This is a genomic window from Wolbachia endosymbiont (group B) of Parapoynx stratiotata (assembly GCF_947250635.1).
Classification (GTDB): domain Bacteria; phylum Pseudomonadota; class Alphaproteobacteria; order Rickettsiales; family Anaplasmataceae; genus Wolbachia.
The window spans coordinates 496,398-522,927 of record NZ_OX366335.1 but is presented as its reverse complement, the minus strand read 5'-3'; the positions used below and the strand labels follow the sequence as shown (position 1 = coordinate 522,927).

The 26,530-nt window shown below is 33.9% G+C and carries 14 protein-coding genes; 5 read left to right on the top strand and 9 right to left on the bottom strand.

Translation table 11 applies throughout. The annotated features are described in order from the left end of the window. Nucleotides 1-299: 299 nt before the first annotated feature. Entirely contained in the window at nucleotides 300-1,157 is an 858-nt protein-coding gene (locus OOT12_RS02320; protein ID WP_264374750.1) for a WD_0033/WD_0034 family tandem repeat-containing protein, read from the top strand. 118 nt (nucleotides 1,158-1,275) lie between these two features. On the opposite strand, the gene typA is transcribed toward OOT12_RS02320, so the two are convergent. Further along, nucleotides 1,276-3,105, bottom strand: a complete 1,830-nt coding sequence (gene typA / locus OOT12_RS02315) for a translational GTPase TypA (RefSeq protein ID WP_264376366.1) — start codon at nucleotides 3,103-3,105, stop codon at nucleotides 1,276-1,278. A 224-nt stretch (nucleotides 3,106-3,329) separates the two neighbouring features. Here typA and gltX point away from each other — a divergent pair, with 224 nt between their 5' ends. Beyond that, nucleotides 3,330-4,679 (top strand): glutamate--tRNA ligase, encoded by a 1,350-nt coding sequence (gene gltX, locus OOT12_RS02310; RefSeq protein ID WP_264376365.1) that lies wholly within the window; start codon nucleotides 3,330-3,332, stop codon nucleotides 4,677-4,679. On the opposite strand, the gene holA is transcribed toward gltX, so the two are convergent. From holA to OOT12_RS02285, 5 genes are all read right to left on the bottom strand, one after another. After that, nucleotides 4,640-5,671: a DNA polymerase III subunit delta gene (gene holA, locus OOT12_RS02305; protein ID WP_264374747.1), complete on the bottom strand. Its 1,032-nt coding sequence runs from the start codon at nucleotides 5,669-5,671 to the stop codon at nucleotides 4,640-4,642. The genes gltX and holA overlap by 40 nt on opposite strands. A 5-nt stretch (nucleotides 5,672-5,676) precedes the next feature. Beyond that, entirely contained in the window at nucleotides 5,677-5,859 is a 183-nt protein-coding gene (locus OOT12_RS02300; protein WP_264374746.1) for a hypothetical protein, read from the bottom strand. A gap of 114 nt (nucleotides 5,860-5,973) precedes the next feature. Beyond that, the gene (locus OOT12_RS02295) at nucleotides 5,974-6,783 is read right to left on the bottom strand and encodes a metal ABC transporter permease (RefSeq protein WP_007302687.1); all 810 of its coding nucleotides are present in this window, start codon (nucleotides 6,781-6,783) and stop codon (nucleotides 5,974-5,976) included. Continuing rightward, nucleotides 6,777-7,124, bottom strand: a complete 348-nt coding sequence (locus tag OOT12_RS02290) for an Mth938-like domain-containing protein (RefSeq protein WP_017532635.1) — start codon at nucleotides 7,122-7,124, stop codon at nucleotides 6,777-6,779. Before OOT12_RS02290 ends, OOT12_RS02295 begins: the two co-directional genes overlap by 7 nt. A gap of 3 nt (nucleotides 7,125-7,127) precedes the next feature. Beyond that, complete coding sequence (locus tag OOT12_RS02285) at nucleotides 7,128-7,994, bottom strand: 4-(cytidine 5'-diphospho)-2-C-methyl-D-erythritol kinase (protein ID WP_264374745.1); 867 nt, start codon at nucleotides 7,992-7,994, stop codon at nucleotides 7,128-7,130. A 74-nt stretch (nucleotides 7,995-8,068) separates the two neighbouring features. On the opposite strand from OOT12_RS02285, the gene OOT12_RS02280 reads away from it, so the two are divergent. After that, nucleotides 8,069-11,338, top strand: coding sequence for a UvrD-helicase domain-containing protein (locus tag OOT12_RS02280; RefSeq protein ID WP_264376364.1), 3,270 nt, complete (start codon nucleotides 8,069-8,071; stop codon nucleotides 11,336-11,338). A gap of 77 nt (nucleotides 11,339-11,415) precedes the next feature. Then, complete coding sequence (locus OOT12_RS02275; RefSeq protein ID WP_264685173.1) at nucleotides 11,416-12,648, top strand: IS256 family transposase; 1,233 nt, start codon at nucleotides 11,416-11,418, stop codon at nucleotides 12,646-12,648. Here the strand turns inward: OOT12_RS02275 and wmk are convergent. Then, nucleotides 12,645-13,508 carry a WO male-killing family protein Wmk gene (gene wmk / locus OOT12_RS02270; RefSeq protein WP_264685356.1) on the bottom strand — a complete coding sequence of 288 codons (864 nt, stop codon included), beginning with the start codon at nucleotides 13,506-13,508 and terminating at the stop codon, nucleotides 12,645-12,647. The two genes, OOT12_RS02275 and wmk, sit on opposite strands and share 4 nt — an antisense overlap. A 97-nt stretch (nucleotides 13,509-13,605) precedes the next feature. Between wmk and OOT12_RS02265 the strand changes: the two genes are divergently transcribed. Beyond that, the gene (locus tag OOT12_RS02265; RefSeq protein ID WP_264376258.1) at nucleotides 13,606-14,535 is read left to right on the top strand and encodes an Rpn family recombination-promoting nuclease/putative transposase; all 930 of its coding nucleotides are present in this window, start codon (nucleotides 13,606-13,608) and stop codon (nucleotides 14,533-14,535) included. A 354-nt stretch (nucleotides 14,536-14,889) separates the two neighbouring features. Here OOT12_RS02265 and OOT12_RS02260 read toward each other — a convergent pair whose 3' ends face one another. Together OOT12_RS02260 and OOT12_RS02255 are read right to left on the bottom strand one after the other, a co-directional pair. Next, nucleotides 14,890-24,732 carry an ankyrin repeat domain-containing protein gene (locus tag OOT12_RS02260; protein WP_264685355.1) on the bottom strand — a complete coding sequence of 3,281 codons (9,843 nt, stop codon included), beginning with the start codon at nucleotides 24,730-24,732 and terminating at the stop codon, nucleotides 14,890-14,892. Nucleotides 24,733-24,835: 103 nt separating this feature from the next. Next, nucleotides 24,836-26,074 carry a hypothetical protein gene (locus tag OOT12_RS02255; RefSeq protein ID WP_264685354.1) on the bottom strand — a complete coding sequence of 413 codons (1,239 nt, stop codon included), beginning with the start codon at nucleotides 26,072-26,074 and terminating at the stop codon, nucleotides 24,836-24,838. Between the last annotated feature and the right edge of the window lie 456 nt (nucleotides 26,075-26,530).

Here is a 26,530-nt window from a genome sequence, read left to right as displayed (position 1 = left end):
ATGAGCTACTTGCATGACACCTTTGTAGCCTTCTCTTGTCATCCCAGTATCTGCTCAAGTAACTGACACTGGTTCCCTTTATGATGGTGTTATCCGAGTAGCTCATCCAGATTTTTATCAGGAACGTTGATTACTCCTTATTCTTCGCCCTTCCTGCACGCTTACGTTCATTCGGATCAAGTGTACTTTCATTGTCTATATACGCTCTCTAAAAAACCCTTTAATATTATTCTAGCGTATATTGACACATTAATTTTAATAATTAAACTACATTGACTTTAAAGCGAGGTTACAAAAATATGCTAAATCATCAAAATTTAACACGAAAACAAAAAGATTTGTATTTTCAGTTAAAAAGGGCCATATGGAATAGAAAGAGCATTAATAATATTTTAGAAGCAGCCTCAGAGAATGATTTACTAAAAGTTCTTACAGTTGGATATACTACACGATTTCCAAGAGGTGGGGGACGCACTCTAACACTGCTGAACCTTGCTATATATAAAGATAATAATGAATCTGTTGATCTTATTTTAACACACTCTAACAACAAAGGTATACTGCAAGAAATTCTTAAGACTTCAAGTACTATGAACTATACAATAAGAGGTTATACTTACACTTTGACACCACTTGCGTTTGCTATACATAGAAGTAATAACGAATGTATCAATTCTATTTTAATGCAGGCTCAATATAGTGGTATACTGCACAATATCCTTGCTTCTAAAGATATTGTACAGTTTCCAGGTCTGACGTATATCATCACACCACTTAACTTTGCTATATATAAAGGCAATAACGAATGTATCAATTCTATTTTAATAAGAGCTCAAAATAGTGGTATACTACACAATATCCTTACTTCTAAAGATATTATGCAATTTCCAAGCCTGACGTATGTCATCAAACCACTTGCCTTTGCTATATATAAAGGTAATAACGAATGTATCAATTCTATTTTGATACAAGCTCGAAATAGTGGTATACTACAAGAAGTCTTTATTGCAGTAAGTACTGTACTGTCTCCATATGTTGAATATACTTTAAATGCTTTTGAGCTATCTGTAGTTATTCATCAGAACGGTACTAATGTTAGAACTGCATTAGATAATGTATCTATTTCTCATAGACTACAAGAAAATAGAAGAACTTAATCAGTGTCCGTTCAACAGAGTGGCAAAAAAGCCCAGTATCAATAATGTCGTGACAGTACTTCTTCTCCTATCATGCAAGTAGTTACACTGGGATTCAGATTTTTATCAGGAACGTTGATTACTCTTTATTCTTCGCCCTTCCTGCACGTTTACGTTCATTTGGATCGAGGAATCTCTTGCGCAGACGTATAGACTTTGGAGTTACTTCTACCAATTCATCATCATCTATATACGCTATCATGTCCTCCAGTGTCATTATTTTTGGTGGAGTAAGCTTTATAGCTTCATCGCTACCTGAAGCTCTTACGTTTGTTAATTGCTTACCTTTAAGTACATTTATTTCTAAATCATTGTCACGACTATGCTGACCGACGATCATGCCACAATATACTTTATCCTGTGGCTTAATAAACATAATTCCCCTATCTTGCAGATTGAAAATTGCATACGCTACTGCTTCGCCTTTGTCTGTTGAAATTAAAACCCCATTACGCCTTCCGGAAATTGAACCTTTATGTGGAGCATAACTGTGAAATAAACGGTTGATTATACCAGTGCCGCGAGAATCAGTTAAAAATTCTCCTTGATAGCCAATTAATCCCCTTGATGGCACTAAAAATGTCAACCTAGTTCTGCCACTACCAGAAGGTCTCATGTCAGTTACTTCACCTTTTCGAAAGCTAAGTTTTTCCATGATGATTCCACTATACTCATCATCTACATCAATTACTACTTCCTCTATAGGTTCAAGTTTTTTGCCATCTTCTTCTTTAAACAGCACTCGAGGCCGTGAAACTGAAAGTTCAAAACCTTCCCTTCTCATATTTTCAATCAGTACCCCAAGCTGCAACTCACCACGTCCACCTACTTCAAATGCTTCACCACTTGGAGCCAAAGTTACAGTAATTGCAACGTTTGTTTCTGCTTCTGCATATAAACGATCTTTTATAACAGTTGAGGTAAGTTTTGTTCCCTCTTGCCCAGCAAAAGGTGAGTCATTCACGCTTATAGTAATCGCCATTGTTGGCGGGTCAACTGGAGTTGAGCTGATCGCAGTTGTAACTTCTGGTGCTGCTATAGTGTCTGAAACTGAAGCTTTCTCAAGTCCTGCAATGGCAATGATATCACCAGCTACAGCTTGCTCTACTGGAACGCGTTTTAAGCCAGAAAATGAGAGTAACTTAGTTAATCTCCCTCGCTCAACCACTTGACCATCAAGATCAATTACCTTAAGATCTGAGTTAACTTGCGCGATTCCTTGGTAAATCTTTCCTGTCAATATTCTGCCAAGAAATTTATCAGATTCAAGTAAAGTAACTAGCATAGCAAAAGGTGCATTTTGATCATAAACGGAAGGTTTTATGTAATCTATCACCGTTGAAAATAATGGGCTTAAATCTTTTCTCTCATCAGATAGCTCCTTAGCACACCAACCATTTCTACCTGAAGCATAGAGTACTGGAAAATCTAGTTGCTCGTTGGTTGCATCAAGGTTAAAAAATAACTCATATATTTCATTTAGTACTTCATCAATTCTGCTGTCTGGTCGATCAACCTTATTGATTATCACAATCGGTTTTAAATTTGCCTTTAGTGCTTTTGACAACACAAACTTAGTCTGTGGCATTGGACCTTCTGCAGCATCAACCAGTAGTAATACACCATCTGCCATGCAGAGCACCCTTTCCACTTCTCCACCAAAATCCGCATGTCCTGGTGTATCAATGATATTGATTTTCTTATCACCCCACATTATTGACGTACATTTTGCAAGTATTGTAATCCCACGTTCACGTTCTTGATCACCACTATCCATCACTCGTTCTTGAACTTCTTGATTCTCACGAAACGTGCCACTTTGTTTTAACATGTTATCAAGTAAAGTAGTTTTTCCGTGGTCAACGTGTGCAATTATTGCAATATTGCGGATTGATTTAAATTCACTCATTTCTTATCATTTCAAATTTATTTAATAACAAGTATACGTATAATATATTTAGAGTAAATAACTAAAGCCGTGCTTTCAGAGTATTTTAGGCAGATCATGGAACTCTAACAAAAAGGTTTCATGTTCGCTGTACTTTGTAGCAACTAACACCAAGACAAAGAAGAAGAATCTTGCTTTAGCAGTACATTTATATAAAATTAAAATAAACTAAAGTAATCATTTAAATGCTAACAAGATTCGCTCCAAGCCCAACTGGCTACCTACATGTAGGAAACATACGCACTGCACTCATTTGTTGGATGTACACACGTAATCAAAATGGAAAATTTTTACTACGTTTTGATGATACTGATCTTGAGCGTTCAGATATCAAATATGTAGATAATATCATAGAAGACCTAAAATGGATTGGCATAAATTGGAATTCAAGTTTTAAGCAATCAGAGCGTTTTGAGCGCTATAACGAGGTGTTCTTACAGTTAATGAAAGAAGGTCATATTTATGCATGTTATGAAACAAGAGAAGAATTAGACACTAAACGAAAATTGCAGTTAAAACAAGGACTTCCCCCTATTTACAATAAAGGTGCGTTGCTTTTAACTGAGCAAGAGAAAATTCGTTATGAGCAAGAAGGACGAAAACCACATTTCAGATTTAAATTGGATAGAAATAAAACTGTAAAATGGAATGATGAAGTTAAAGGCGAAATAAATATTGCAACAATTCATATCAGCGATCCTGTAGTAAAAAGAGAAGATGGAATTTATACGTACATGCTACCTTCTGTCATTGATGATGTTGACTTTAATGTAACCCATGTTGTACGTGGGGAAGATCATGTAACTAATACCGCAGTTCAGATTCAAATGATTCAAGCATTAAAAGCGAAAATTCCTATCTTTGCCCACCTTCCCCTACTACACTTTGATGATAGCAAAATATCGAAACGGAAAGGTGGGTTGGATATTAAGTCCATAAGAGAAGATGAGATTGAGCCAATGGCGCTAACTAGCTATTTAGCAAAACTTGGCACATCTGATCCAATAGAAGCTCATGTTGATATGCAGCCTTTAATTGACTCATTTGATATCAAAAAATTTAGCTCAGCATCTTTACAATTCAGCTTGAGTGAAATGTATAAGCTAAATAGCAAAGTGCTGCAACAAATGCCATTTGAAATGGTGCAAGATCGTTTAAGTCAAATTGGCTCAGAGTTTTGGTATTTTATAAGGAGTAATATAGAAAAGTTTTCTGAGGTGGCCAAATGGTGGAAAACATGCAAATTTGGTATAGAGCCTGTGGTTCTTAATAAAGAGTTTATAAAAATAGCGCTAAGCACATTACCTCAAGGTGATTGTAATGAAAATACGTTATCAGAATGGGTTAAAAATATTCGACAGACAGTTGATATAAAGGCAAAAGATCTATTTATGCAGTTGCGCCTCGCTTTAACAGGAACAGAAACAGGTCCAGAACTCGCTAAATTATTAATTTTTATCGGTAGAGAGAGCATTGTTGCAAGGTTAGAAGAAAATCATACAAAAGGTTTAAATGCACCGAATGTATTTGAATGACACCAATAGTTAATCTCATGCTGAAAGATCATTTTATGATTCAGATCAGTTCTTTTACAGGTCACTTCCAAGCTCATCAAATTTTCTAAGATCTTCTTAAGTTCTGAAAGTTGCAAACTTTTCAAATGAGATTTAAAACTCTGCAATTGTTTGAAGAACAATGGAGGACTCAGCTGGTCAATTGCAGCTTGTTCATTCATTCCATTTTGTATTAACAGCAAAACGCTTTCTAGCCGTAGAAAATAATTTGATATAATACGGATTAATGCTATCGGTGAAAAATTCTCTTGTAATATCAATACATCGGAAATTTTGATGAATTGTCCCATGTCTTTACTCACTATTGCAGAGCACAGATTATCAAGTGTAACATAATCATTGCCGGAGGTTGAAAAGCATAGATCTATATCAGCAAGTTTAAGATCTTTTCTTTTTCCTAGATATAAAACTAATTTTTCAAGCTCTGAATATATAGGCAGTTTGCTATGATTAAAATAAGACTGCAAGTGGTAGATTATCTCACTTGTGCACTCTATATCATTTTGTTTCAAGTAACTTGATATAATATCACAAAGATTACTACCGCTGTCCTTATAGCAGGTAATGACACCGAAAATTTTTGAGCTTTCCATATAACTTTTAGTTGTAGAACTATATGGAAGATCATTTGCTATCATTACTATATAATGATCGCCTATATTATGATCCAATATGTTTCTTAACTCTTTAGATATACTTCCACTGACATTTATCAGCTTAACTAACCTTTTTTTAGTAAACATCGAAATGTTTGCCAACTCGGAAAATAACAAGCCAGGCGACTTATTCACTACTGCAAAATCCATCACCTGAACTGAATACTCATTCAAGTTGGCAATTATTTCCTGTACAAAAATATCGACCTTACTATTGTCACTCCCATGAATTAATACACCACTTAAAGTATCGGGTTTCTCAAGGAATTTTTTAACTTTAGATGGCGTGATTCTCATGCCATCTATATTATATGATCACTATTTGGTGGTACATCATTTGATTGCACATCAGTTTCCAACAATTCTGAGCTTTCTTGATTTGCTGTATTCTGCATATCATCAGACACTTCTTTCTTTCCCGTAACATAATTATAAAAATTTTTTATAGGCTGTCCTATATATCTAGAAAAAAATCCTTCGGCCATATCTTTCACTCCACAAATTAACAATTAGCACATAAAAACAACGTAGCAAAAACTACTTTACGCTCAGATAGTTACACTCATTTGTTAATGAATTATGAACTTCCGAGACCAAAATTAAGTCGATCTACTTAACACCAATCTTATAAAATAAGCAATGATTAAATACACAGCTGCGATAAGTATAATTGCAGGTCCAGTTAATAAGTCAAAACTTGCAGATAATATCAAACCTGATACTCCAGAAATCACAGAAAAAACTGTTGCAACAATAATCATTTGCATTGGAGTTTTTGAAATGAGTCTTGCTGATGCAGCAGGTATTAACAAAAATGCAGCAATGAGTAATATTCCTATTAATTGAGCAGAAATTGCAATAAAGATAGCGAGTATAATCAAAAATTCTAGCCTAACAAAATTAACATGTACTTTCTCAACTGTTGCCAAATCTTGATTAATCGAAATCATCAGCCAATAGCGCCATCTAAATATTAATATCAAAGTAACTATTACGGAGGTTAGAAAAATTGATATTATATTACTTTGGTCAATCATTAATATGTCACCAAAAAGTGAGCTAATAATACTATTATTACCTGATGGAAGAAAAGACATAAGTATTAAACTCGATGATAAAACTACATTGGTAACTATGTTCAATATCGTATCAGCAGAGTATAATTTATTAAAATTAAGAGAAAGTAGTATAGCAAACATAATTGCAATGAGCATTATACTTACCGATGGGCTGATATTAAAGATCAAAGCAAGTGCAATACCAAGCAATGAAGAATGGGACAAACTATCACCTAAATACGATAACCTTTGCCATATCATAAATGACCCTAGAGCTCCTGTGACTAGGCTAATCATAATTACCGCAATTAGACTGTTTATAAAAAAACTCTGTGTAAATATCTCTAACATGCTATCAGATAACTGACAACAAATCTATCTTCAGATATTAAAACGTTATGGGTTCTGCATGCAGAACCCGTCGTCATAAATTCAAAATTTAAATTCTTTTGCTCCATAAGATAAGACTTCATTGAACAATCGCGTATCTTACCAGTACCTATTATCAAAATCTCTATTTCCTCTGTTAAAAAAGATTTAAAATACTCCTTGTTATTTATATCACTTTCTTTCAATTTAATCACCTTTTCAGGAAAAATTATAATTGAGCCATGATATTCTTGATTATTTACCCAAAATCTTTCTTCCCTGTAACCATCTATAAGATTTTTCTTCTTGGAAATTAAGGGCATAAATCAAACTATTAATTCCGTGTCGCACACCCACCATTCTGGATATTCCTTTTTGATATTTGCCGCTGCAGCTTTTGCATTTTCTTCACTATCAAACATTCCAAAACACGCTACACCACTACCTGACATACGAGAAAGTATAGAGCCTTCTTGTGACTCTAGTGTTGATATTACATTCTGAATTTCAGGTACAAAACCTATTGCTGCTTCTTGAAGGTCATTTTTTGTCTCTTTAAGAAGCTCTAACAAATTCTCCTCAGTGTTATCACTCCACTTAATTGGATTAGAGAAATCCTCTTTATACTTGGAAAATACTTCTGATGTATTCAAAAACTTTTTTTTTGGTTTCACAAGTACCAGACTTATGGGTAAAGAGCATTGTTTAATGGGACATAATTCCTCACCAACACCTCTAACAAAAACTGGCTTACTATCTACACTTGCAGGCACATCAGCACCAACGCTTAAAGCTATATCACTTAAAATTTGCCTATCAATATCCCACAGCTCTCCTAGCGTGCGTATCACAGCTCCAGCATCTGAGGAACCACTACCAAATCCTGCAGCAATTGGTACATTTTTTATAACCTTTACAGTGACTTTAGTTCGTATAGGAGCGTACCTAAGCAGTAGACTCAATGCTTTCGTTATAGTATTATATCGATAATTTATTTTAAACTCAGAGTTTACAAATTGAACTGTAGAGTTATCATATCTAAAGTTTTTTTCTCCTACTTTTATCTCTAAAAAATTAGAAAGTTTAGCAAAGACAACCAAACTTTCAATTAAATGATACCCTCTTTCTTCTCTATTTATAATATGTAAAAAAAGATTGATCTTTGCAGGAGCCTTTACACAAAAACTTTCCATCTGTATATCTTCACTAACACTATCTTATTTACTATACTTGAAATGCCACTTCAGTCAAACTTTATACACTCCTAATGAGATCAAATGCCATAAATCCTAACTTCTCTGTATGGGTAAGTGCATCAGCTGGTACAGGTAAAACAAAGATCTTAATAGACAGAGTATTAAGACTTCTATTAGAGAATAAGAGAAATATTCTCTGCTTAACATTTACCAATGCTGCAGCAAATGAAATGGAGGATCGCATTTACAGTACACTTAGTAAGTGGGCAATATGTCCAGAGGGTATATTGGTCACAGATTTAGAACAATTAGCCCAGTGTGTGACCAGAGAAAATAAAGATTATTTAACAAGAGCAAGAAGGCTTTTTTCTGAACTGGAAAATCTTGGTCTTAATATTCAAACTATACACGCCTTTTGTTACAAATTAATCTCCAGCTTTCCTACAGAAGCTGGTATCGCTCCAAATTGTACGTTGAGCGAATGTAAAGAATTGCATTCCATCGTATTTGAAAAAACGCTTCATAACGAAACTGTGCAGGACGATATCAATATCGTTGCAGCTGAAATTGATGAAAATAAGCTGCGTGATTTGCTCTATACCTTATGTATAAAGAGATCAGCTCTAGAAAATAATTTAGGATATATAAAAGATAAACTAAGCGTCCCAGACAAGATTGACAATTTACAGAATGAAACGATTGAGCAGATAAAAAGATTAGCTAAAATATTAAGTAAGGGAAGCAAAAGAGATCAGAGTTACAGTGCGATACTTTATGATTGGTGTAATAGCACAAAATCGTCCGTACCAAATGTTATCATCCCAGTGCTTGACACTGGGATCCATATTTCTTTTTTTCTGGATCCCAGTGTCAAGCACTGGGATGATAACAAGATAGAGAACTTAGCTAAAGTATTTCTCAAATCAGAGTCGTACGAAAAAAAGAGCATATCATCCATTATAACAAAGGGTGCTTTGGAAAAATTTGAAGACGTAGAGCAAATGATAGAAAGCATTCAAAATGCATTGTTTACCCATGTAAAGGACATAAATTCTTATCAAATATTCGGAAGAACCAGTAATTTACTTAGTATATTTAAAGTATATGTTGATCTATATAATAATGAAAAATCAAAGAATGCACTGCTTGATTATGATGATATCATCAATTTAGCAACAAATCTCCTTAGCAATCCAGTCAATAAAGATTGGATATTGTTTAATCTAGACCAAAAAATAGACCACATTCTTGTTGACGAGGCACAAGACAATAGTATTAGTCAATGGAAAATTATAACAAATCTCTGCAATGAATTTTTTACCGGTGGTGACGAAAAGAGAACTTTATTCGTTGTTGGAGATGTAAAACAATCAATTTACAGATTTCAAGGAGCAAATCCCCATCTATTTAATTACATGCAGCAATATTTTCACACGAAAACCGGTGGCAGAGATTGGGTATCATGTCAACTTGAAAAGTCATTTCGCTCAACTCCAGAAGTTTTGATGCTTGTAGACAGAATATTTAACAATTTTCGTGAAGAAATATCTTTCAATAATAACAAGATAAAACATATTCCATATAGAGAAAACGATCAAGGATACATTGAAATTTGGCCGTTACTGACAGGATATGAAGAGGAAGAGCAGCAAGCCTTACAAATTCATTTAACACAGAGGAAAGATTATGTAGTAAAGGATCGATTACTTGCTCAGGCAATAGCCCAAAGAATTCACAATTGGTTAAACGAAGGGCGGATTTTAGTCACCAAAGATCGCCATATAGAACCAAGGGACATTATGATTTTGGTACGGCAACGAAATGCGCTAGTTGACTACATAATAAGTGAACTAAAAAAAGTAAATGTACCAGTTATAGGCCGAGATTATTTTAGAATTATGGATTACATAGCTGTGCAGGACTTAATAGCTTTAGCTGAATTTTTGCTCCTCCAGGCAAATGATCTTGCTCTTGCAAATGTTTTGAAATCACCGCTATTTAACTTTACTGAGGACGATTTATTCAATATTGCATATAATCGTAAAGAGCAGTCATTGTGGGAAAAAATTCATGATTATCATGAGGTTATTTATAGCGAATTAAACTATCTGATTAACTTATCTCAGACAAAATCCCCTCTTACATTATTCACGCATATATTACGCAAAGGTAAAAAGAAATTTGCTGCAAGGCTAGGTCTTGAGTGCTTCGAGATTCTAGACGAATTTATGAACCTCGTATTGCAATTTGAGCACCCATCTCTTCAAGCATTTGTTCAGTGGATCAAAGAAAATAATCCTGAGATTAAAAACGATATGCAATCAGAACTCAATGCTGTACGAATAATGACAATTCATAAATCAAAAGGTCTACAAGCTCCAATAGTGTTTTTAGTTGACACAAATACAGTACCAAGAAACAGCGAAAATATTTTGTTTGATGCAACGGAAGCACCATTTTGGTGTGGCAAAAATAGTAATGCTTATTGTAATCAAGTAAAAAGAGAGAAAAAACTAGAGGATTATAACGAATATTTGCGTTTGCTGTACGTGGCACTTACGCGTGCTGAAGATGAGTTATACATTTTAGGCAAAGAGCCAGTGCAAAAGGGCTCTTGGTATGATCTAGTTATTCAATATGGAGCATTATATGAGAGGAAAAAACTATACTTACAGCCGATATTTAAAGAAAAAGTTGAAGTGCTATGCATGAATGCAAACTACCCTTCTATTTATAAAAAACGTGATTATTTTGATGTTCCAGTGATTTCACTTCCATCAAACCTATCAATGTCATTGCAGCACATGACGCTGGAACCTGGAGAAAAAAAGCCAGTGTCAAGCACTGGGATGACAGATGAGAATGCTGGAATGACAAAAAGGAGCATTGGGACGACAGACAGCTATGCAAGAGGCTTAATAATTCACAGTATATTGCAATATATGCCCAAGATAGAGAAAGACAGGAGAAAAAATTGGGTTAGGAAATATCTTGATAGCATAAACACTAGTGAAGATAAGGATGAAATTTACAGCAAAATATTAACCTTTAATGAAAAATATGATTACCTGTTCGACTTGGAGGGCAAATCAGAAATTCCACTTAGTGGAACAATTGACGGAAAACCAGTATTAGTGCGGCTAGACAGACTGTGTATAACAGAAGACAAAGCAATCATAATTGACTATAAATCACACCATAACGTTTCTATTTCCTCATCAAATGAAATAAAAAAGCAAATGTTGATCTATAAAACCTTAGTGCAAGAAGTCTACCCAGATAAGCAGGTAGAGTGCGTGGTTATTTGGATGGAAGATTTAACCTTACAATCTTTGATCTAAACTCAAAGGGAACGTTCAAAAAAGTGTGTCAAACCGAAAAAAAAGTAATAAATTGATATAAAAAATGGAGGTTTGATATGGGTCAAGCAAATAGAACTACTGGTTTGGTAGATTATAAAGAATTAGAAACAAATATCCTGTCATCTATACGAGAAGGAAGACCATTGACAGGAAGAGATGGAGCATTAACACCGTTTATAAAAAGGTTGCTAGAGGCAAGTCTGGAAGGTGAAATAGAAAGCCACATGTCAGCTAAAAGTGAAGAAAATAACCGAAGAAATGGAAGGAATGCAAAAACTTTACGTACAAGTTCAGGCTCATTTGAACTATTAACACCAAGAGACAGAGAAGGAAGCTTTGAACCGCAAATAGTCAAAAAAAGGCAAACAAGCCTACATCCAGAACTTGAAGCAAAGGTCTTAAGCACATATGCCAGTGGCATGGGATACAGAGATATAGCTTCACATGTTGAGGAAATATATGACCACAAAATATCAGCAGCAGAGATATCCAGTATTACTGATAAACTGCTACCAGTAATCAATGAATGGCGCAGCCGCCCACTGCAATCAGTGTATCCAATAGTGTTTATGGATGGCATGTTCTTTAAGGTCAAGGAGGACGGACATTGTATAAGTAAATGCATGTATAATATATTGGGCATAAATCAAAATGGCAGAAAAGAAGTATTAGGTTTTTATTTGGCTGAAAGTGAAGGAGCTAACTTCTGGTTGGGAGTTCTAAATGACCTAAAAGAGCGAGGAGTAGAAGATATTCTAATTGCCTGCATTGATGGGCTAAAAAGCTTTCCTGCGGCTATAAATAGTGTGTTTCCTAAGGCAGAAGTACAGCTATGTATAGTGCATCAGATAAGGAATTCACTGAAATATGTATCTAGCAAAGATGTAAAAGTTTTCATGAATGATTTGAAAAAAATATATCGTGCTTCAAGTAAAGAGATCGCTGAGAATTATCTGCTTGAGCTGGAAGAAAAATGGGGAGAGAAGTATCCTTTAGTTATAAAATCCTGGCAGAACAATTGGGAAAACTTATCCAGTTATTTTAAGTATTCTGGGCAAGTTAGGAAGCTGATTTACACCACCAATCCAATTGAGGGGTTGCATAGACAAATCAGGAAATTTACTAAAACTAAGGGTTCATTTACTAGTACAAATGCCTTGTACAAACAGGTATATTGTGCTATAAAAAAGGTAGAGCAAAAGTGGATTATGGCTCTCCCTAATTGGGCTTTAACTATTTCTCAACTTGATATTTTCTTTCCAGATAGATTGAAAATTGAGTTGAACTAAAAATGCGGCTTGACACACTTTTTTGAACGTTCCCCTATTTTATCAATCTTCTCTTTGTAAATTTGCTTTCTTTGCAATAAAAATTCTACCCATATATTCAGTTCATCTCGTGATTCTTGATTATCAATTCTTCTATATTCTCTTGCCAAACTTAATAATTCACTTTCTCCTTCGCAATCATTTTCTTTGTACTCCTTTATCAGATCTTCAGCATTCACTGATAATTCTCTTGCTATCTCCCACAACCTTTCACTTAAAAGAGTAACGCTACCTTGTTCATAATGATGTATTTGCGAAGGTCCCACATTAAGCTTTTTTGCCAATTCTTCTTGAGTATATCCTCTGATTATTCTCCACTTTTTTATCTCTTGTCCTCCGTTTGGCTCGTATCTCTCTTTATCAGCATATTCTTCAATTGATAAGCCCGTTGCTCGATAGATAACCTCAGTATTAAACCCTGCCTTAACTAGATTCCTTGCAATTCTTGTTCTTGCTGCTTTTATATTACTTTCTTCCTCAGCTTGGACAGATTTGGTTAATGTATAAATTGCTTTGTGTCCTCCTGCTTTTTCTATGAAATTATACATTTCCTGGGTTTTAGCTTTGTCAAAACAACTGCTTTCTTTTAGTACTCTTCGCCCAGGAAAGAGATTTCTAATAGGAATTGATAATGACTCTGCTAATATTTTTAACTTTTCAATTGGAATGCCACATATTCCTTGTTCATATCTTAGCAGCGTGTGGTAGTTTATGCTTGCTTTGTCTACTAAGTCTTTCAGAGTATATTTTCTCTTTAACCTCCAGCTCCTTACTTTTTGTGCTATTTGGTACCTTATGGAAACAGTAGTATACTTTGCCATACAGAAATAAATATTATACAGGTTAACATAAATCAAGATTGTTGAACATTTCTTCAAAATTGTGTATAATTATGAATGCTTTTTATCTTACTTTCTCATGGCTCTTTCGAAGTTTCTTGACGCACGCAACGATTATGCCTTCAAAAGAATATTTGGCACCGAAAAGAATAAAGATATTCTCATTCATTTCTTGAACGATATTTTAGGCTTTACTGGCTTAGCTGCTATTCACGATGTTGAATTCTTAGCTACCATCTTGGATCCTGAGATTGCCGCTAAAAAGCAAAGTATTGTCGATGTTCTTTGTAGAGACTCTCAAGGTTCAAGATATATTATAGAGATGCAGTTCACTAAGACTAAGGGCTTCGAAAAGCGTGCTCAATACTATGCTGCCAAAGCCTATTCAAGTCAAGCTGATCAAGGTGATGATTATCATAACCTTAAAGAAATTATCTTTATTGCTGTTGCTGATTGTATTATTTTTCCAGATAAGGCTGAATACAAATCTAATCATGTCATTTTAGATCAAAATAGCTTTGAACATGACTTAAAGGATTTTTACTTCGTATTCATAGAACTACCAAAATTTACAAAGACAAAAGAAGACCAATTAGAAAATATAGTAGAAAAATGGTGTTATTTTTTCCGATATGCAGCAGAAACAAACGAAGAGGACTTAGATAAAATAGTTGGTAGTGACGTAATAATAAAACGAGCTTATGAAGAGATGAATAAGTTTAATTGGTCAGAAGAAGAGTTACTAGCATATGAACAAATGAAAAAACGCATAATGGATGAGATTGCTGCTTTCGCTCAAAAATTTGATGAGGGTCTTAAAGTAGGTCACGAAAAAGGCAGACAAGAAGGCATCCAAATCGGCCATCAAAAAGGTAAAATTGAAGGTAAAATTGAAGGTAAAATTGAAGTTGCAAAAAATTCACTCAAGGCCGGTGTCCCTATAGATGTTATAGCTCAAATTACCGGTCTCTCTCATTCTGAAATTTTACAACTCAGGGAAAAAACATAAATACTACAACTTATTCACTTCAACATTTATGAAAATCTTTCCTCAGTTAAACATATCCTATAATTAAGAGTCTAATGAACTGTCTAAAACAGCTATAAAGATTGCACATAGAATTATATAAATTACTATCATAACGTTACCCAAACTTCTATATCAAAGCTACGTGCTGTAAGTTTAATACGGATAGTATATTAACCATTTATTCCCCAACTCTAGTCTTGTATTCCTACTTCATTCATGTTAGTATTAGAACCATCAAACTTGCTACTGGTATACCTAATTATTTTGTAGCTAATTTTGCCACCTTCACTTTAAATTTTCCACTACTTGGCATATTACCTCTTATATTATAACCTACCTATTGAGATTACCTCCAAGTTTGGTTACTCCTACATCAGAAAGACAAGTTGATACTTTTGAATGGCTTTGAATAGAAGCATTACTTAAATAACTTTGAGGCTCTAAACTCATTTGCTTTGCACCATCAACTTCTAATCTACCATCTCCGTTGTGTAATGTCCTTTGTATTGATCGATTTAGTACAACATTTAGCCTGCTATTAAACTCTACCATAAACTTGTCAAGCTTCTTCGAACTTAACTTACCAGGACATCCTGCTTCTCTACCAGGACATGCTTTCTCTAAATACGAACTTAAAACTCCTGAGATCTCATCAAATTTACCACTCATGATTTTCCCTGTAACTTCTTTCTGTATTTCCACAAAATCAATATTCAATCGATGCATTGATACACCACTTTTTAATCTAGCTTGCTCTACTACTTTCTCAAATTCCTTTGTAATATTGAGTGTATATCCCTGTGCCTCTAGTGGGGATATAGACTGACCTACTGTAGAAATATACTTTTGACCTGTAACTTTTCTAATTAATAAATCAAGTAACATTATTGTACCATTTACATCAATTGGTGCACTAATTTGTGAGATTGAACTTTGAGTGAATGTTTTCTCAGGTAAAGCAGCTCTAGAACCTAATAACCCACCTATAGAGCTCTTTACCCAACCAAATAAATCATTTATCCATGAAGATGGTCTTGCACCACTACTTGCTACTATTTCGGGTTGATTACTCGAATCTATACTACGAAGCTTGCGTGATAAGTGATGAGAATTGTGATCTCCATGATGATGAAGACGTTTACGTCGTACAGGTTTTTCTCTTTCTTTACTGAGCTCTTCCTCTAAATAATTTACAACATTATCATATCTTTTATCTCTAGCAATATCTAGAGGTGTTCTACCGTCAGCAGTTGAGGCATTAAAATCAGCACCTCTTTCAACAAGACGCTCAACGACGTCTAATGAACCCAACTGCACAGCCCAATGAAGAGGTGTCCAAGCTTCATTATCTTTGACCTTAATATCAGCACTGTTATCTAAAAGAAGTTCAACTATATTAAAATTATTGTTTTGAATGGCCCAGAATAAAGGAGTCCAACCCTGACTATCTTGAGCATTAACATTAGCACCTCGTATGATACTGTCTCTAACTTTTTCAAGATCTCCTTTTTCTGCAGCCATTAATAGTTCTTTATCTAATTGTGTTTGTTTGAAAAACTCTACTATATCCGCATAATTTTCTTGAATAGCTAATTCCAAAGGTGTTTTTTCATCTTTATCTTTAGCATTGGTATTGGCCCCTTTTTCTATAAGGTACTTTACCACATCTAGTCTGTGATGCTTAGCAGCTAAATGCAAAGGTGTTTGTCCATCCATATCTGTAGCATTTATATTGGCTCCTCGATCAAGGAGAAGTTCTAATATGTCCAGCCTGCCTGCTTTAACAGCAATATGCAAGGGTTTTTCATTATATGTATTTTCAACCTCAATATCAGTACCTTTATCAAGAAGAAATTGAACCATATCCAAATTTCCTTCCTGAACAGCAAAATGTAAAGGTGTTCCTTGATATGTTATTTCATTATTAAATTTAGCACCGTTACTAATAAGAAGTTTTACCACATCCCATTTACCTGACTGAGCAGCATGAAGTATTGGCGTGTAACCAAAGTCATCTTGAACTTCAATATTAGCACCTCTATCAACAAGAAATTGAATCATATCTAAATTATTCCCTGATACAGCAAAGCATAAAAGTGTTTGACCTTCCTTATCTTGAGCATCAATATCAGCACCATAATTAAGAAGAAGTTCTACCACACTCCATTTACCTGAATGAGTAGCAAGAAATATTGGTGTGTAACCAAACTCATCTTGAACTTCGATATTAGCGCTCTCATCAAGAAGAAGCTTCACCTTATCCCATTCACCCGCTTCGGAAGCAAGATGCAAAGATGTCCTATCAAGTTTACCTCGAGCATTTATTTCTCCACTGTTTGTAACTTCAAAAGACGCAGAATTTTCCTGTAAATTGAGAATAGAGCTAACATAATTTAATTTATCAGCACTTTCTGATTTGTATATTTTATCTATTTCATCAATTAATAACACCTCTTTATCAGCAAACCTTATGGATAAAGTTTTCATTTTAGGTTCTTTATAGAAATCTCTAAAATATATAATATACAACTCATTTGCTTCTATGTCAGCATCAAAGGCATTGGTAATCATCAAGTCATATTTATCATGAAGATAAGTATATTGTCCTGCTCTTTTAGATATAATTAGTTTATTACTTTCTTCTACATCTTGAGGTCTTACTAAAGTAATTTTTTCATCAGAAATAAAGAGTGAAGGCTTCAAATCTAAACTATCACCTATTTCCATAGGTGCATTATCAAAAATAATTTGTAATTTTTTATACCACTTATTTATAAGTGCATCTTTTAGCCTAACTGTTATTATATCTTGCCTTAAGCCAGTAGCTGATATAGACAACTTAATTAACAAATCACTTGCATCTTTAATAACCATTGATATTGGTTCAATACCCAAATCCTTATCTATTTGTTGTACCAACTTATACAAATCTAACGTACTCCTCAAACTCCTTTTTCTGTTGATATTGTCATTAATTACTACTTCTCGGATAGGTAAGTTTTCTATATCGAGTGTTTCATGGTATGAAGTAATTACACGTATACTGCTTTCTTCTACAACAATATTTCTCCTTTCACTTTCTTCTCTATTAAGTTCATTGTGTATATTTTCCAAAAACGCTGGACAAAAATCAGAGCTTCTTTTCCTCCTTTTACTTAAACATCTACCTAAATCTAACTTATTTTCTGATTGGCTGAGGAAAGTAGATTCTTCAACACTCTTAACCATGGAAGATATTTTACTCTGCTGATTATTTTCCTCAGTCAATATTAATTTAGAGCACTTACCTACTATATTTTGATCATATCCATTTAATAAAAGATTGTTTTGTAAATTCTTTGATAACGCTGAAACCTGAGTGCTCTTCGATTTATCTCTAAATTCAGTGAGTTGTTCTAAACTACAGAAATTTTCAGTAAAGCTAATTTGATTTTGGACTGACGAAAAACCTAAACATTGATACGTTGAATTTTTATTTGCAAAACCATCAATTGATATTAAACATTTAAAGTCAGTTTCTACTTTAGGAGTATATTTACTTCTATTGTGGTAATTTTCTGAAGCTTTATCAATTAAAGCTTGTATTTTTCTTACCTCAGATAAACTAAACCTATCTAATCTACGGATTACTATTGGTTCTAAACCTAGATCAAATTCCAACGTAGAAATTCTATGAAATTCATTATTATCCCAATCTTTTATATTGATCGTGTGATTAGACATCTTATCGCGAAATATCAGATCTGCACCATTGCTGAAAATTTCAATTTGACCAGGAGTAATATTCTTTAATATCATTACTCCTATACGTTCCTCATCTTGTTCTATAGAAGTAGAGATATTTTCTTCCAACTTTTGGTTGTGATGAATAATACTAGTAGAGTCACTGAAATCTTCAGTGTATTCTTTGAAAATTCTTTCATAATCATTTCTAAGTTTATCCTTATACTCCATTACATTATCAATGTTTCCTAATAACCCAGAAGATGGAAAAAGATCATTGTTATTCCAGAGAGAATAAGAAATATTTTCCCATTTACTTCGATCAGTATAGAATCCTTCTATTCTAATGATAAAAGGATTTTCACTTTCTCTTATTAATAAGAGATCATCCTTATCTTTATATTTCTCAATATCTTCAAGACGGGAATCTATCACTACATGATCATCTTCAAAATCTTTAGGCAATAAAAACATATTCTGAGTTTGTGTAGCTTGTAAAAAAGGAACTAATTTCCCTTTTTTTGAAGAAGAACATGACATTGATTGTACATAAGGAATAAATGCTTCTCCTTTGTGATTCATAATTATAAGATGCCTATAATTAGGATCTCGAAGGTAGCTTTTCACTCGAATGTTACTATTATTGTATTTTAAATGCAGATCACATTTGTAGATTGAAAAATCTTTTTCAACTACTCGCATAAATAGTATATCCAGTTTTTTATCATTTGAATTATTATCAATTTTGACTGCTTTACTACTTATATCATTGCTAACAAAATACACATCTCTTCCTTCTCCTCCCTTAGCAAACATAGTACCTTGATCAAAGTTAATTATATCATCTCCTGAAGAACCAAAAACCATGTGTGAAACTACACTATTATTTTGACTTTGTGTTTTACCTCTAACAACGCTCAAGACTTTATAACCCTTATGATTATTTAGAATTTTCTTGTAATGATTTTCTACAGCTCTAAAACCCTTTAGAGAATGTTCTGAATGTAGCTCAAATGATTTAATTTCTATAGTTGGTGAGTCCGATTTTTCAATTTTAGGAACAATATTACTACCATTTTTGTCTATTAGTGCAAAGTGAGGTTTATTACTGCTTTGTTCAACATAATTTTTTATATCGAGGGTAAATTGATTATTTTGACCAAAATTTATTTTCAAAGATAAAGTATTACTATTTTTAGAGTAAGTTATTTGATCACAATCACTTAATAAATCAAATTCAGGAAAACTTACAGTTCCTGTTCCATCTACGTCAATTTCTGAATATAACCCCCTACCCTTATAGTCTGCAGTTTTTACGTAAAAAGTATAATTGCTTTTTCTACCTTTGACTCTAGTATACGGCGAAATAATTACTTTTTTGCAACTTTCAACTACATCTTCCTTATTTCTATTAAAACCACCGCCACTATCTATTATAACATCACTGCTATCACTTTCTGTAAAATGCTCAGAATAACCCACGCATAAGATCTCATCTACCTTGTTCTGTCTTCCAACATAATGGTAATTAAAGAGGTTGTTACTAACATAATCATCAATTAATAAACAATTATTTATTTTTACCTTTAATTGTCCATAGGCACTAGGCTTAAAACGATAGTTAACATTCACTCCTATAACTGTATCTTTCAATTGGCTCAAATCAAGTATATTAACAGAGTTACTTTCACCAATAATTTTACCTGAGAAGTCAACGTTATTTACAACAAACCTATTTACTACCTTATTACTACCACCAGTTATGTTTGCTGTACCTGAGCCAATTAGAAAATTATTGTTCCACTCGTTACTTCCAACGACGGTACCTCTGTTTACATTTTGTAGATCATAAACAATTGTCTTGTCTTTCTGCGCCACGTTTACTCTACCACCTTGGTTAATAACCATTGCATTTTCACAGTAGTATACAGCCGACTTAACTGAGCTTTTAATACCTTTCTCATAATCTTGATTAGTAATCTGTGGTAAACAAAGCATGTTAGCACCTTTGATATAATCAGGTACAACACGTGAAAGATTTTTTGTATTGGCATTTTTCCTATTCATCATAATCGTTGCATAATCTGGACGAAGAGTATTACCACTTACTTTTCCAAGACCAACACCATAAGCAATAACACTATTAGGAGCATTATTTAAAGCCTTCCAAACTTGTTTAGCTAAACTATTAACTATGTCTTTCCTAGCTGCAAGATGCTGCACATCAGCTGCCATAGGTTGAAAAAGAAGTGTACGCCAAAAAATACTCCAATTCTCTCCATGGGTTGTATCATACTTTTTCTTGTACTCTACGATATTGCTAACACCACTATAAATTCCGCAACCTACCATGAGCCCAAACCCAACTGCAATACCAACTACCGGCATACTTGCTGCTGTAAGAGCAACACCAGAAACAAATGACACACCAGAAAAAGATATAGATGCTATATTATCTCTTATTTCTTTCTCTCCACATGGATTATCACTATTCTCTCTTTTTTTACAATCTACAAGATTACTTGCTGACATGCCTATATCAACAATATCAAAGACACCAGTTAAAGCTCCTGCTGTACCTTTCGCTATTGTACTTCCAAATTTTACTCCTGCAACTCGAATAGCAAATTTTGTCTGTTCACCTAAAGCACCTGGTATAACTTTTCCTACAACCTTTTCAGCTGATGTTACAACTCTTGGAGTAATTTTAACCATTACATTCTCAATTGGTTGAGATGCAAAAGACCATCCTACTCCGCCTAGATTTAATCCACAATCCGTTGCTGTTCCATCCTTACAAGACACAATGGCACCATGGATCCCTCTTATTAATTGTATCCCACCAGCAGCATTCATTAACCTGCTTTTTAGCTTTAGATTTTTTGTTAAACTACTCTCTTGATGTACAATATCACCGTGCAAATCCTTGATACGTTCATTCTGGACATAGCGCTCATATCCTTGATCTTCAATTACCTTATCAACTAAATATTTATAGTCACCTTCAATATTTTTGTTCCTAACAAACTCCACTAGTTGAGCATTTTTTGCTTCATCTTGACTATTTTTAACATAAGTTAGAAATTTTTCGCTATCAACTATAATTTTGTCCACATTATTTCCATCTACTTTCCCTTTACTAAACTCTTCCACATCACCCTTTGAAAATAAACAAGGATTGATACTTCTTCTACTTCTACCTCCTCCTACGCAACTATTTAGGTCGAATTTTGGTTGTTGTGTCCCAGCAAGTACAGCCTCTAAGTTAGCTATACGTTGTGGATCTATACTTAATGTGTTTGAAATACCTTCTCTCATACGTATAAAATGATTTTCTCTTCTTTGAATTCGCAAATGGTTACGTATTTCATCAGGAATATTACTTAATCTATTTCCTTGCAACACAGTATTAATATCTCTAGCGTTTTCTAACGCCCATAAGCCGCAATTATAACCATCTCTTTGTTGAATAACAGAAACATCATTAACGGTAATTTGAGCCTGTTGTAAAACTTGACGAATATTATCTGGAACATTATTACCCAACGAGTCTACATAGTATCCATTATACTGCCCATTTTGATGGGAGATGACCAACGTAACCCAGTGATTATTATCTAAATTAACAATTAAAGTTAATGGCCTTCTTTCACCTCTTGTTGTTACTCTATCTTGAAACTGTTGCAATTGATTAACTATATGTTCTGGTGATCCCACTATTTCAAACAATGTGTCAATTCCATAACCATATTTTATTCTTGCAATATCAGCTATATCATGTTGCTGCAGCCAATAATGATAATCTCGTTCTGCTGTTGCAGATTCTAATGTACGTAAATTCTCCTCTTGTATACCAGTATTTTTAAGTCTCTGAGTTATCTCTTGTATTCTTTCTAAATGTTTTCTCTTAGCTATGTCAATAGAACTATGAACTACTAGAGCAGGAACAAACTTATCACTTGTTAATATTAAAGAATTTTTATCTTTAGCTTTCACATTAACAACTACTCCCATGAAAAGCATTTTGTCGCTATCTGTGATTGCTTTCAGTGCTGCCCCTTTAGCATATCTAATATTTTGTTCTTTTGTTAATTTATCAACTTCCTGTTTTAGCTGATCTTGATTTAAGTTTTTACCTATAAGCTTAAATTCCAGTGCTATAGGAGTGTATTCTTTAGCACCCTGAGGTGAAGGACCAATACCTTGAATTACCATATCGACACGACCACCTGCTCCTACTTGAAATTCAGGTATAATTACAGTCTTTGCAGAATCTTGTTGTTTTGTAGAAGTCTCTTTTAGCTTCAAATCACTGTAACTACTAAGTAAACCATTAAGAACAGCTTGTAACCTTGCTTCATTAGTAATCAAATCTTTAATAGGGTAAATCGTATCTGCTACTTCAGTAAGCAACACTTTATACGCTTGCAATGAACCCTCACCGTCGGAAGCATGTTGAGAAGTAATTGCTTGATCAAATTTTACCTTTAATTCATCAGAATTAGGTATCTTAAGAAAACTACCTGTAAATTGCTGATCGGCACCACTTGGATTATATTTACTTATCTGTTCTATTTCAAAAAGTTCTTCAAAAGATAATCCTGTTTCATATTTTTTGAGACTCATTTTAATTTCTATGACATTTTTTACTTCTCCTATTCCAGGTATGTTCAGCACTGGAATTTTTTTATCAGCATAGAATTCTTTTGTATTGGACTCTCGTATATGAAAAATGAATGCTGTGTTTTCTTGCCCTTCATTACCTTGAACAAACATTAATGTCATAACCGGGCTTTTGGACAAAGTGTACTCCGTTCCTCCAGACCAATCCAGAGGGTACTCACCATATGAGTATATATATTTTTTAATGTTACTTTGATCTTGACCAATCTTGTTGATTAAAATTGATTGACCTAACATATCTCTACTGAAATAGTAATGATCTTTTGTTTCTTTATTTGCTGGAAAAGTATGGTATTCGCTTGACAATAAATCTTTTACCTCTCTCTTAAAAACTTCCTCATAGGCTAACTGATTATCCCACTTACCAATTAGTTCGATAAATTCCTCCATCAAAGGAGCTGGTGGTCGTTTAATAGGTTTTACTTCAGTTTTAAACGGTTCCGCGTCATCTAAATTTAACCCAACAGCAATGGCATTATCTGCATTGGTTAAAATCCTCATCTTATTTGGTCTAAAACCTTTTATATAATCTTTAGCTTGCTCAAGTGCATCACTTGGATCAATTTGTCCTTCAGTTCCAGCCTTGAGTTCAATAAGAATTGGAACTGAATCAACAGCACGATTAGGCCCACGAACAAGCAAAACAATATCAGCGTAACCTCCTCCAGCAAATTGTTCCAAATAGAGTTTGGTATTATCACGATATCGAAAATTATCGAATATTCCTGCTACAAAACCATGTTGATCAGCTTCACGAGCCTTAATGCCATAAACATTAGCTTGTAAGTCTAAATTGGTATGAATTTTTTTAATATAATTTAGAATGGCTTTAAGATTTTCCTGAACTTGATCTATTTCTGCATCTGGGTTAGCAAGCTTTTCAATATAACTTTCTAAATAAACAGACTTACCCAACCTTTTTGTCACTTCCTGAAACTTCACTATAGGCTCGATGGGTTGATCTACAATCTTCTTTTTACTTTCTACCTTAATGTTTATTTTTTCATCTTCTCCATCACTCTTTAAGGTATATCCTTTTGCTGACGTGATTCTTGATAACTCCTTCCTGGCATCATCACTAAGATCTTTACCTTGCTTACCTAGAAACTGCTTGACTTCATCGAAAACCTTGCCTTTCAATTGGTCACGACTAACCTCGATTGTTTTAACATTACCATATACATTCTTAGCTTTATACTCTAGCACACCATCCCTTTTCAGATATAAGTATAACTTCTTTGATTTAACATCTTTGTCTGATTTAGGCTTGCTTTTTACTAACTCATACTTATCTTTTAAAATTTTTATTACATCAATTTGAAGCTTATGCGCATCTGATTTAGTATAATCTCTACCCATCACATTCTTCCACTCACCTGTGGTGAATTCGAAATTCTTAGTATTTGTTTGTTTAGAATGTTGAGCTTCTATATCTTCAGTGAAAATAAAAACATGTATTTTGGATTCTGTTTCTGCTACAACTTTTAAAGTTCTCGCCCCCTCAAAACGAAAGTGCAATTTCTTTATGCCTAACTTGTCATTAAGTTTAGTATCTAATACACTGGAAAAAGAACCTAAAAATCGATGAGGAAAAAAGCCAGGCTTTTCACTAGAATGTAAATAAGATTGTATTTGATCAACCAACGACTGATATCTTGCTTCAAAAGATTGATCTACTGCATTAGAAGTTGAAGAATCTACTTTCCCCAAAAGCAACTCAATTAACTCGAAACCTTGTGGTTTTTCTTGCTGTTGATTGTTATCAACCATAACCTCCTCCTGATTTTAACCTTTTACAATTTTTACTCTTATTTAAACTCTTTGCATGCTTTCATTATAAGTCCAAGTAACTGAATTTTCCAAAAGAGAAACTCTACACTTCGCCTCTAACACCACTTACCTTCTGCTGTATAGTTTCTACATCTAATGATGAACTTGGTAACTGAGTATCACCTGCCCCACGATGCAATTGCGTGTTTCTAACTCTCATAAACAGCTCATATTCTGATTTATCTTCTTCCATAATAGAGTACATTTGCTCTTGGCTAAGGGAGTTAACAATTTCAGATAATATTTTAACAGCTTTATTTCCCTTAATAAGAGAAGCAACCAAATCTCTGGTTGATGAGAGTTGTTCGCTTAGCTTATTTAAATAGTGTTGTTTATGAGACTCAAAGCCAGGACTATTCCACATAGAGGTAAGCATATCACTACCAGATTTAATAAAACTATCATCTGGTACAGAAACAAGTGAGTCCAATGCTCCAAACATTGATGTACTATAACCTTCAGGAGATAAATCTTCTGACTTTAAATGTTCAAATAGCTTTTTGGCACTTTCAAAGAAATAACCTGCTGTTAGCGTGCTTAACGTATAATGATACTTATTTTGCTTAAAATCCCTTTTCAATAACTCATGATACTTATCTTCATGAAGGTTACGTAGACAAAAATCAACCATTCCAACATCATCAGTAGAAAAACGTCCTTTATTATATGCTACTTCCATTAATAAATCTTCTTTCCTTTTTGGGGATACAGAACCAATTGACTGTAACTTATTCCAGAAGAATTCCAAAGCTTCAACATGCTTTTCCAGCATTGCACATTTAAAAGCGTAAACGTATGGATGCTCATTATTTAATTCTAACTGATGTTCCTGGTTATTCATAGCATGTGACCAGTAGACCATTAAAGCCCCGTTATCACATCCCTTAACTAAACTCTCTACTGGCTTATTACCTAATGTTAATTTAAATTCCTCAAAAATAGCTCTTATCTCGTCTTCAAAACAACACCAGCAGGCAATTCTGTAACGGTCAAAGGAATCAAGAAGAGATTTCTGTTCATCTTCAGTTTTCAAGTCTAACAATTTTTTCCCTAGTGCATACCTATCGAGTTTAATATAACCTAAGGTATCATCGGCTTTCCAACAAATTTCGCTTTCTAGAATTTTCTTTAAAAAAGGTGGTAGTATTATGCTATTCCATCTACTAAATAGTCCCTGATATGCAATACAATATCTCTTAATCTCTAACCCTTTAAACCCTTTATGAGGATCATCTTCTTTGATAGACGTTAGTAATATCTTTTGTACATCTTCGTAATCCATACTTACCCCCTAACAAGATTTAATATATTTTAGGCATATTGCTCTACCTTTAAAACTTTGTCAATTACTATTTTAGAAAAATTTTCTAACCTAAAGTAGTCTTCAGTAAAAGGCTTAATATACAGTCTTTTGTTCACTTTTTAATTCTGTTTTTTATAAGTCTACCTTAATTATTCTTCCGCAAGTAAATCAATATTAATTCAGCAAAATATATTATTAAAATCTCAAGCAAATTAACCATTTCCAAGACCCAAAACCAGGGGCGGTGAGAAGTGTTTTTCTTGGGATGGGATGGTCTACCATTTGTACCATACGAACTTTTTATATGGTGATTTTATTACACGCTAAAACTAGCCATATTAGCCCATTTTATCCATATCTATATACGAAATGGCTTGCCTAGCTTTGTTGCAACAGTTTTGCATTTTTGTTTACACAACCCTATTTTTACGCAAT

Coding starts and splice junctions, on each gene's coding strand:
- OOT12_RS02255 (WP_264685354.1), bottom strand. CDS start 26,074: ATGGATTACGAAGATGTACAAAAGATATTACTAACGTCTATCAAAGAA.
- OOT12_RS02260 (WP_264685355.1), bottom strand. CDS start 24,732: ATGGTTGATAACAATCAACAGCAAGAAAAACCACAAGGTTTCGAGTTA.
- OOT12_RS02295 (WP_007302687.1), bottom strand. CDS start 6,783: ATGTTAGAGATATTTACACAGAGTTTTTTTATAAACAGTCTAATTGCG.
- OOT12_RS02265 (WP_264376258.1), top strand. CDS start 13,606: ATGGCTCTTTCGAAGTTTCTTGACGCACGCAACGATTATGCCTTCAAA.
- wmk (WP_264685356.1), bottom strand. CDS start 13,508: ATGGCAAAGTATACTACTGTTTCCATAAGGTACCAAATAGCACAAAAA.
- OOT12_RS02290 (WP_017532635.1), bottom strand. CDS start 7,124: ATGCCCTTAATTTCCAAGAAGAAAAATCTTATAGATGGTTACAGGGAA.
- gltX (WP_264376365.1), top strand. CDS start 3,330: ATGCTAACAAGATTCGCTCCAAGCCCAACTGGCTACCTACATGTAGGA.
- holA (WP_264374747.1), bottom strand. CDS start 5,671: ATGAGAATCACGCCATCTAAAGTTAAAAAATTCCTTGAGAAACCCGAT.
- typA (WP_264376366.1), bottom strand. CDS start 3,105: ATGAGTGAATTTAAATCAATCCGCAATATTGCAATAATTGCACACGTT.
- OOT12_RS02285 (WP_264374745.1), bottom strand. CDS start 7,994: ATGGAAAGTTTTTGTGTAAAGGCTCCTGCAAAGATCAATCTTTTTTTA.
- OOT12_RS02280 (WP_264376364.1), top strand. CDS start 8,069: ATGAGATCAAATGCCATAAATCCTAACTTCTCTGTATGGGTAAGTGCA.
- OOT12_RS02275 (WP_264685173.1), top strand. CDS start 11,416: ATGGGTCAAGCAAATAGAACTACTGGTTTGGTAGATTATAAAGAATTA.
- OOT12_RS02320 (WP_264374750.1), top strand. CDS start 300: ATGCTAAATCATCAAAATTTAACACGAAAACAAAAAGATTTGTATTTT.
- OOT12_RS02300 (WP_264374746.1), bottom strand. CDS start 5,859: ATGGCCGAAGGATTTTTTTCTAGATATATAGGACAGCCTATAAAAAAT.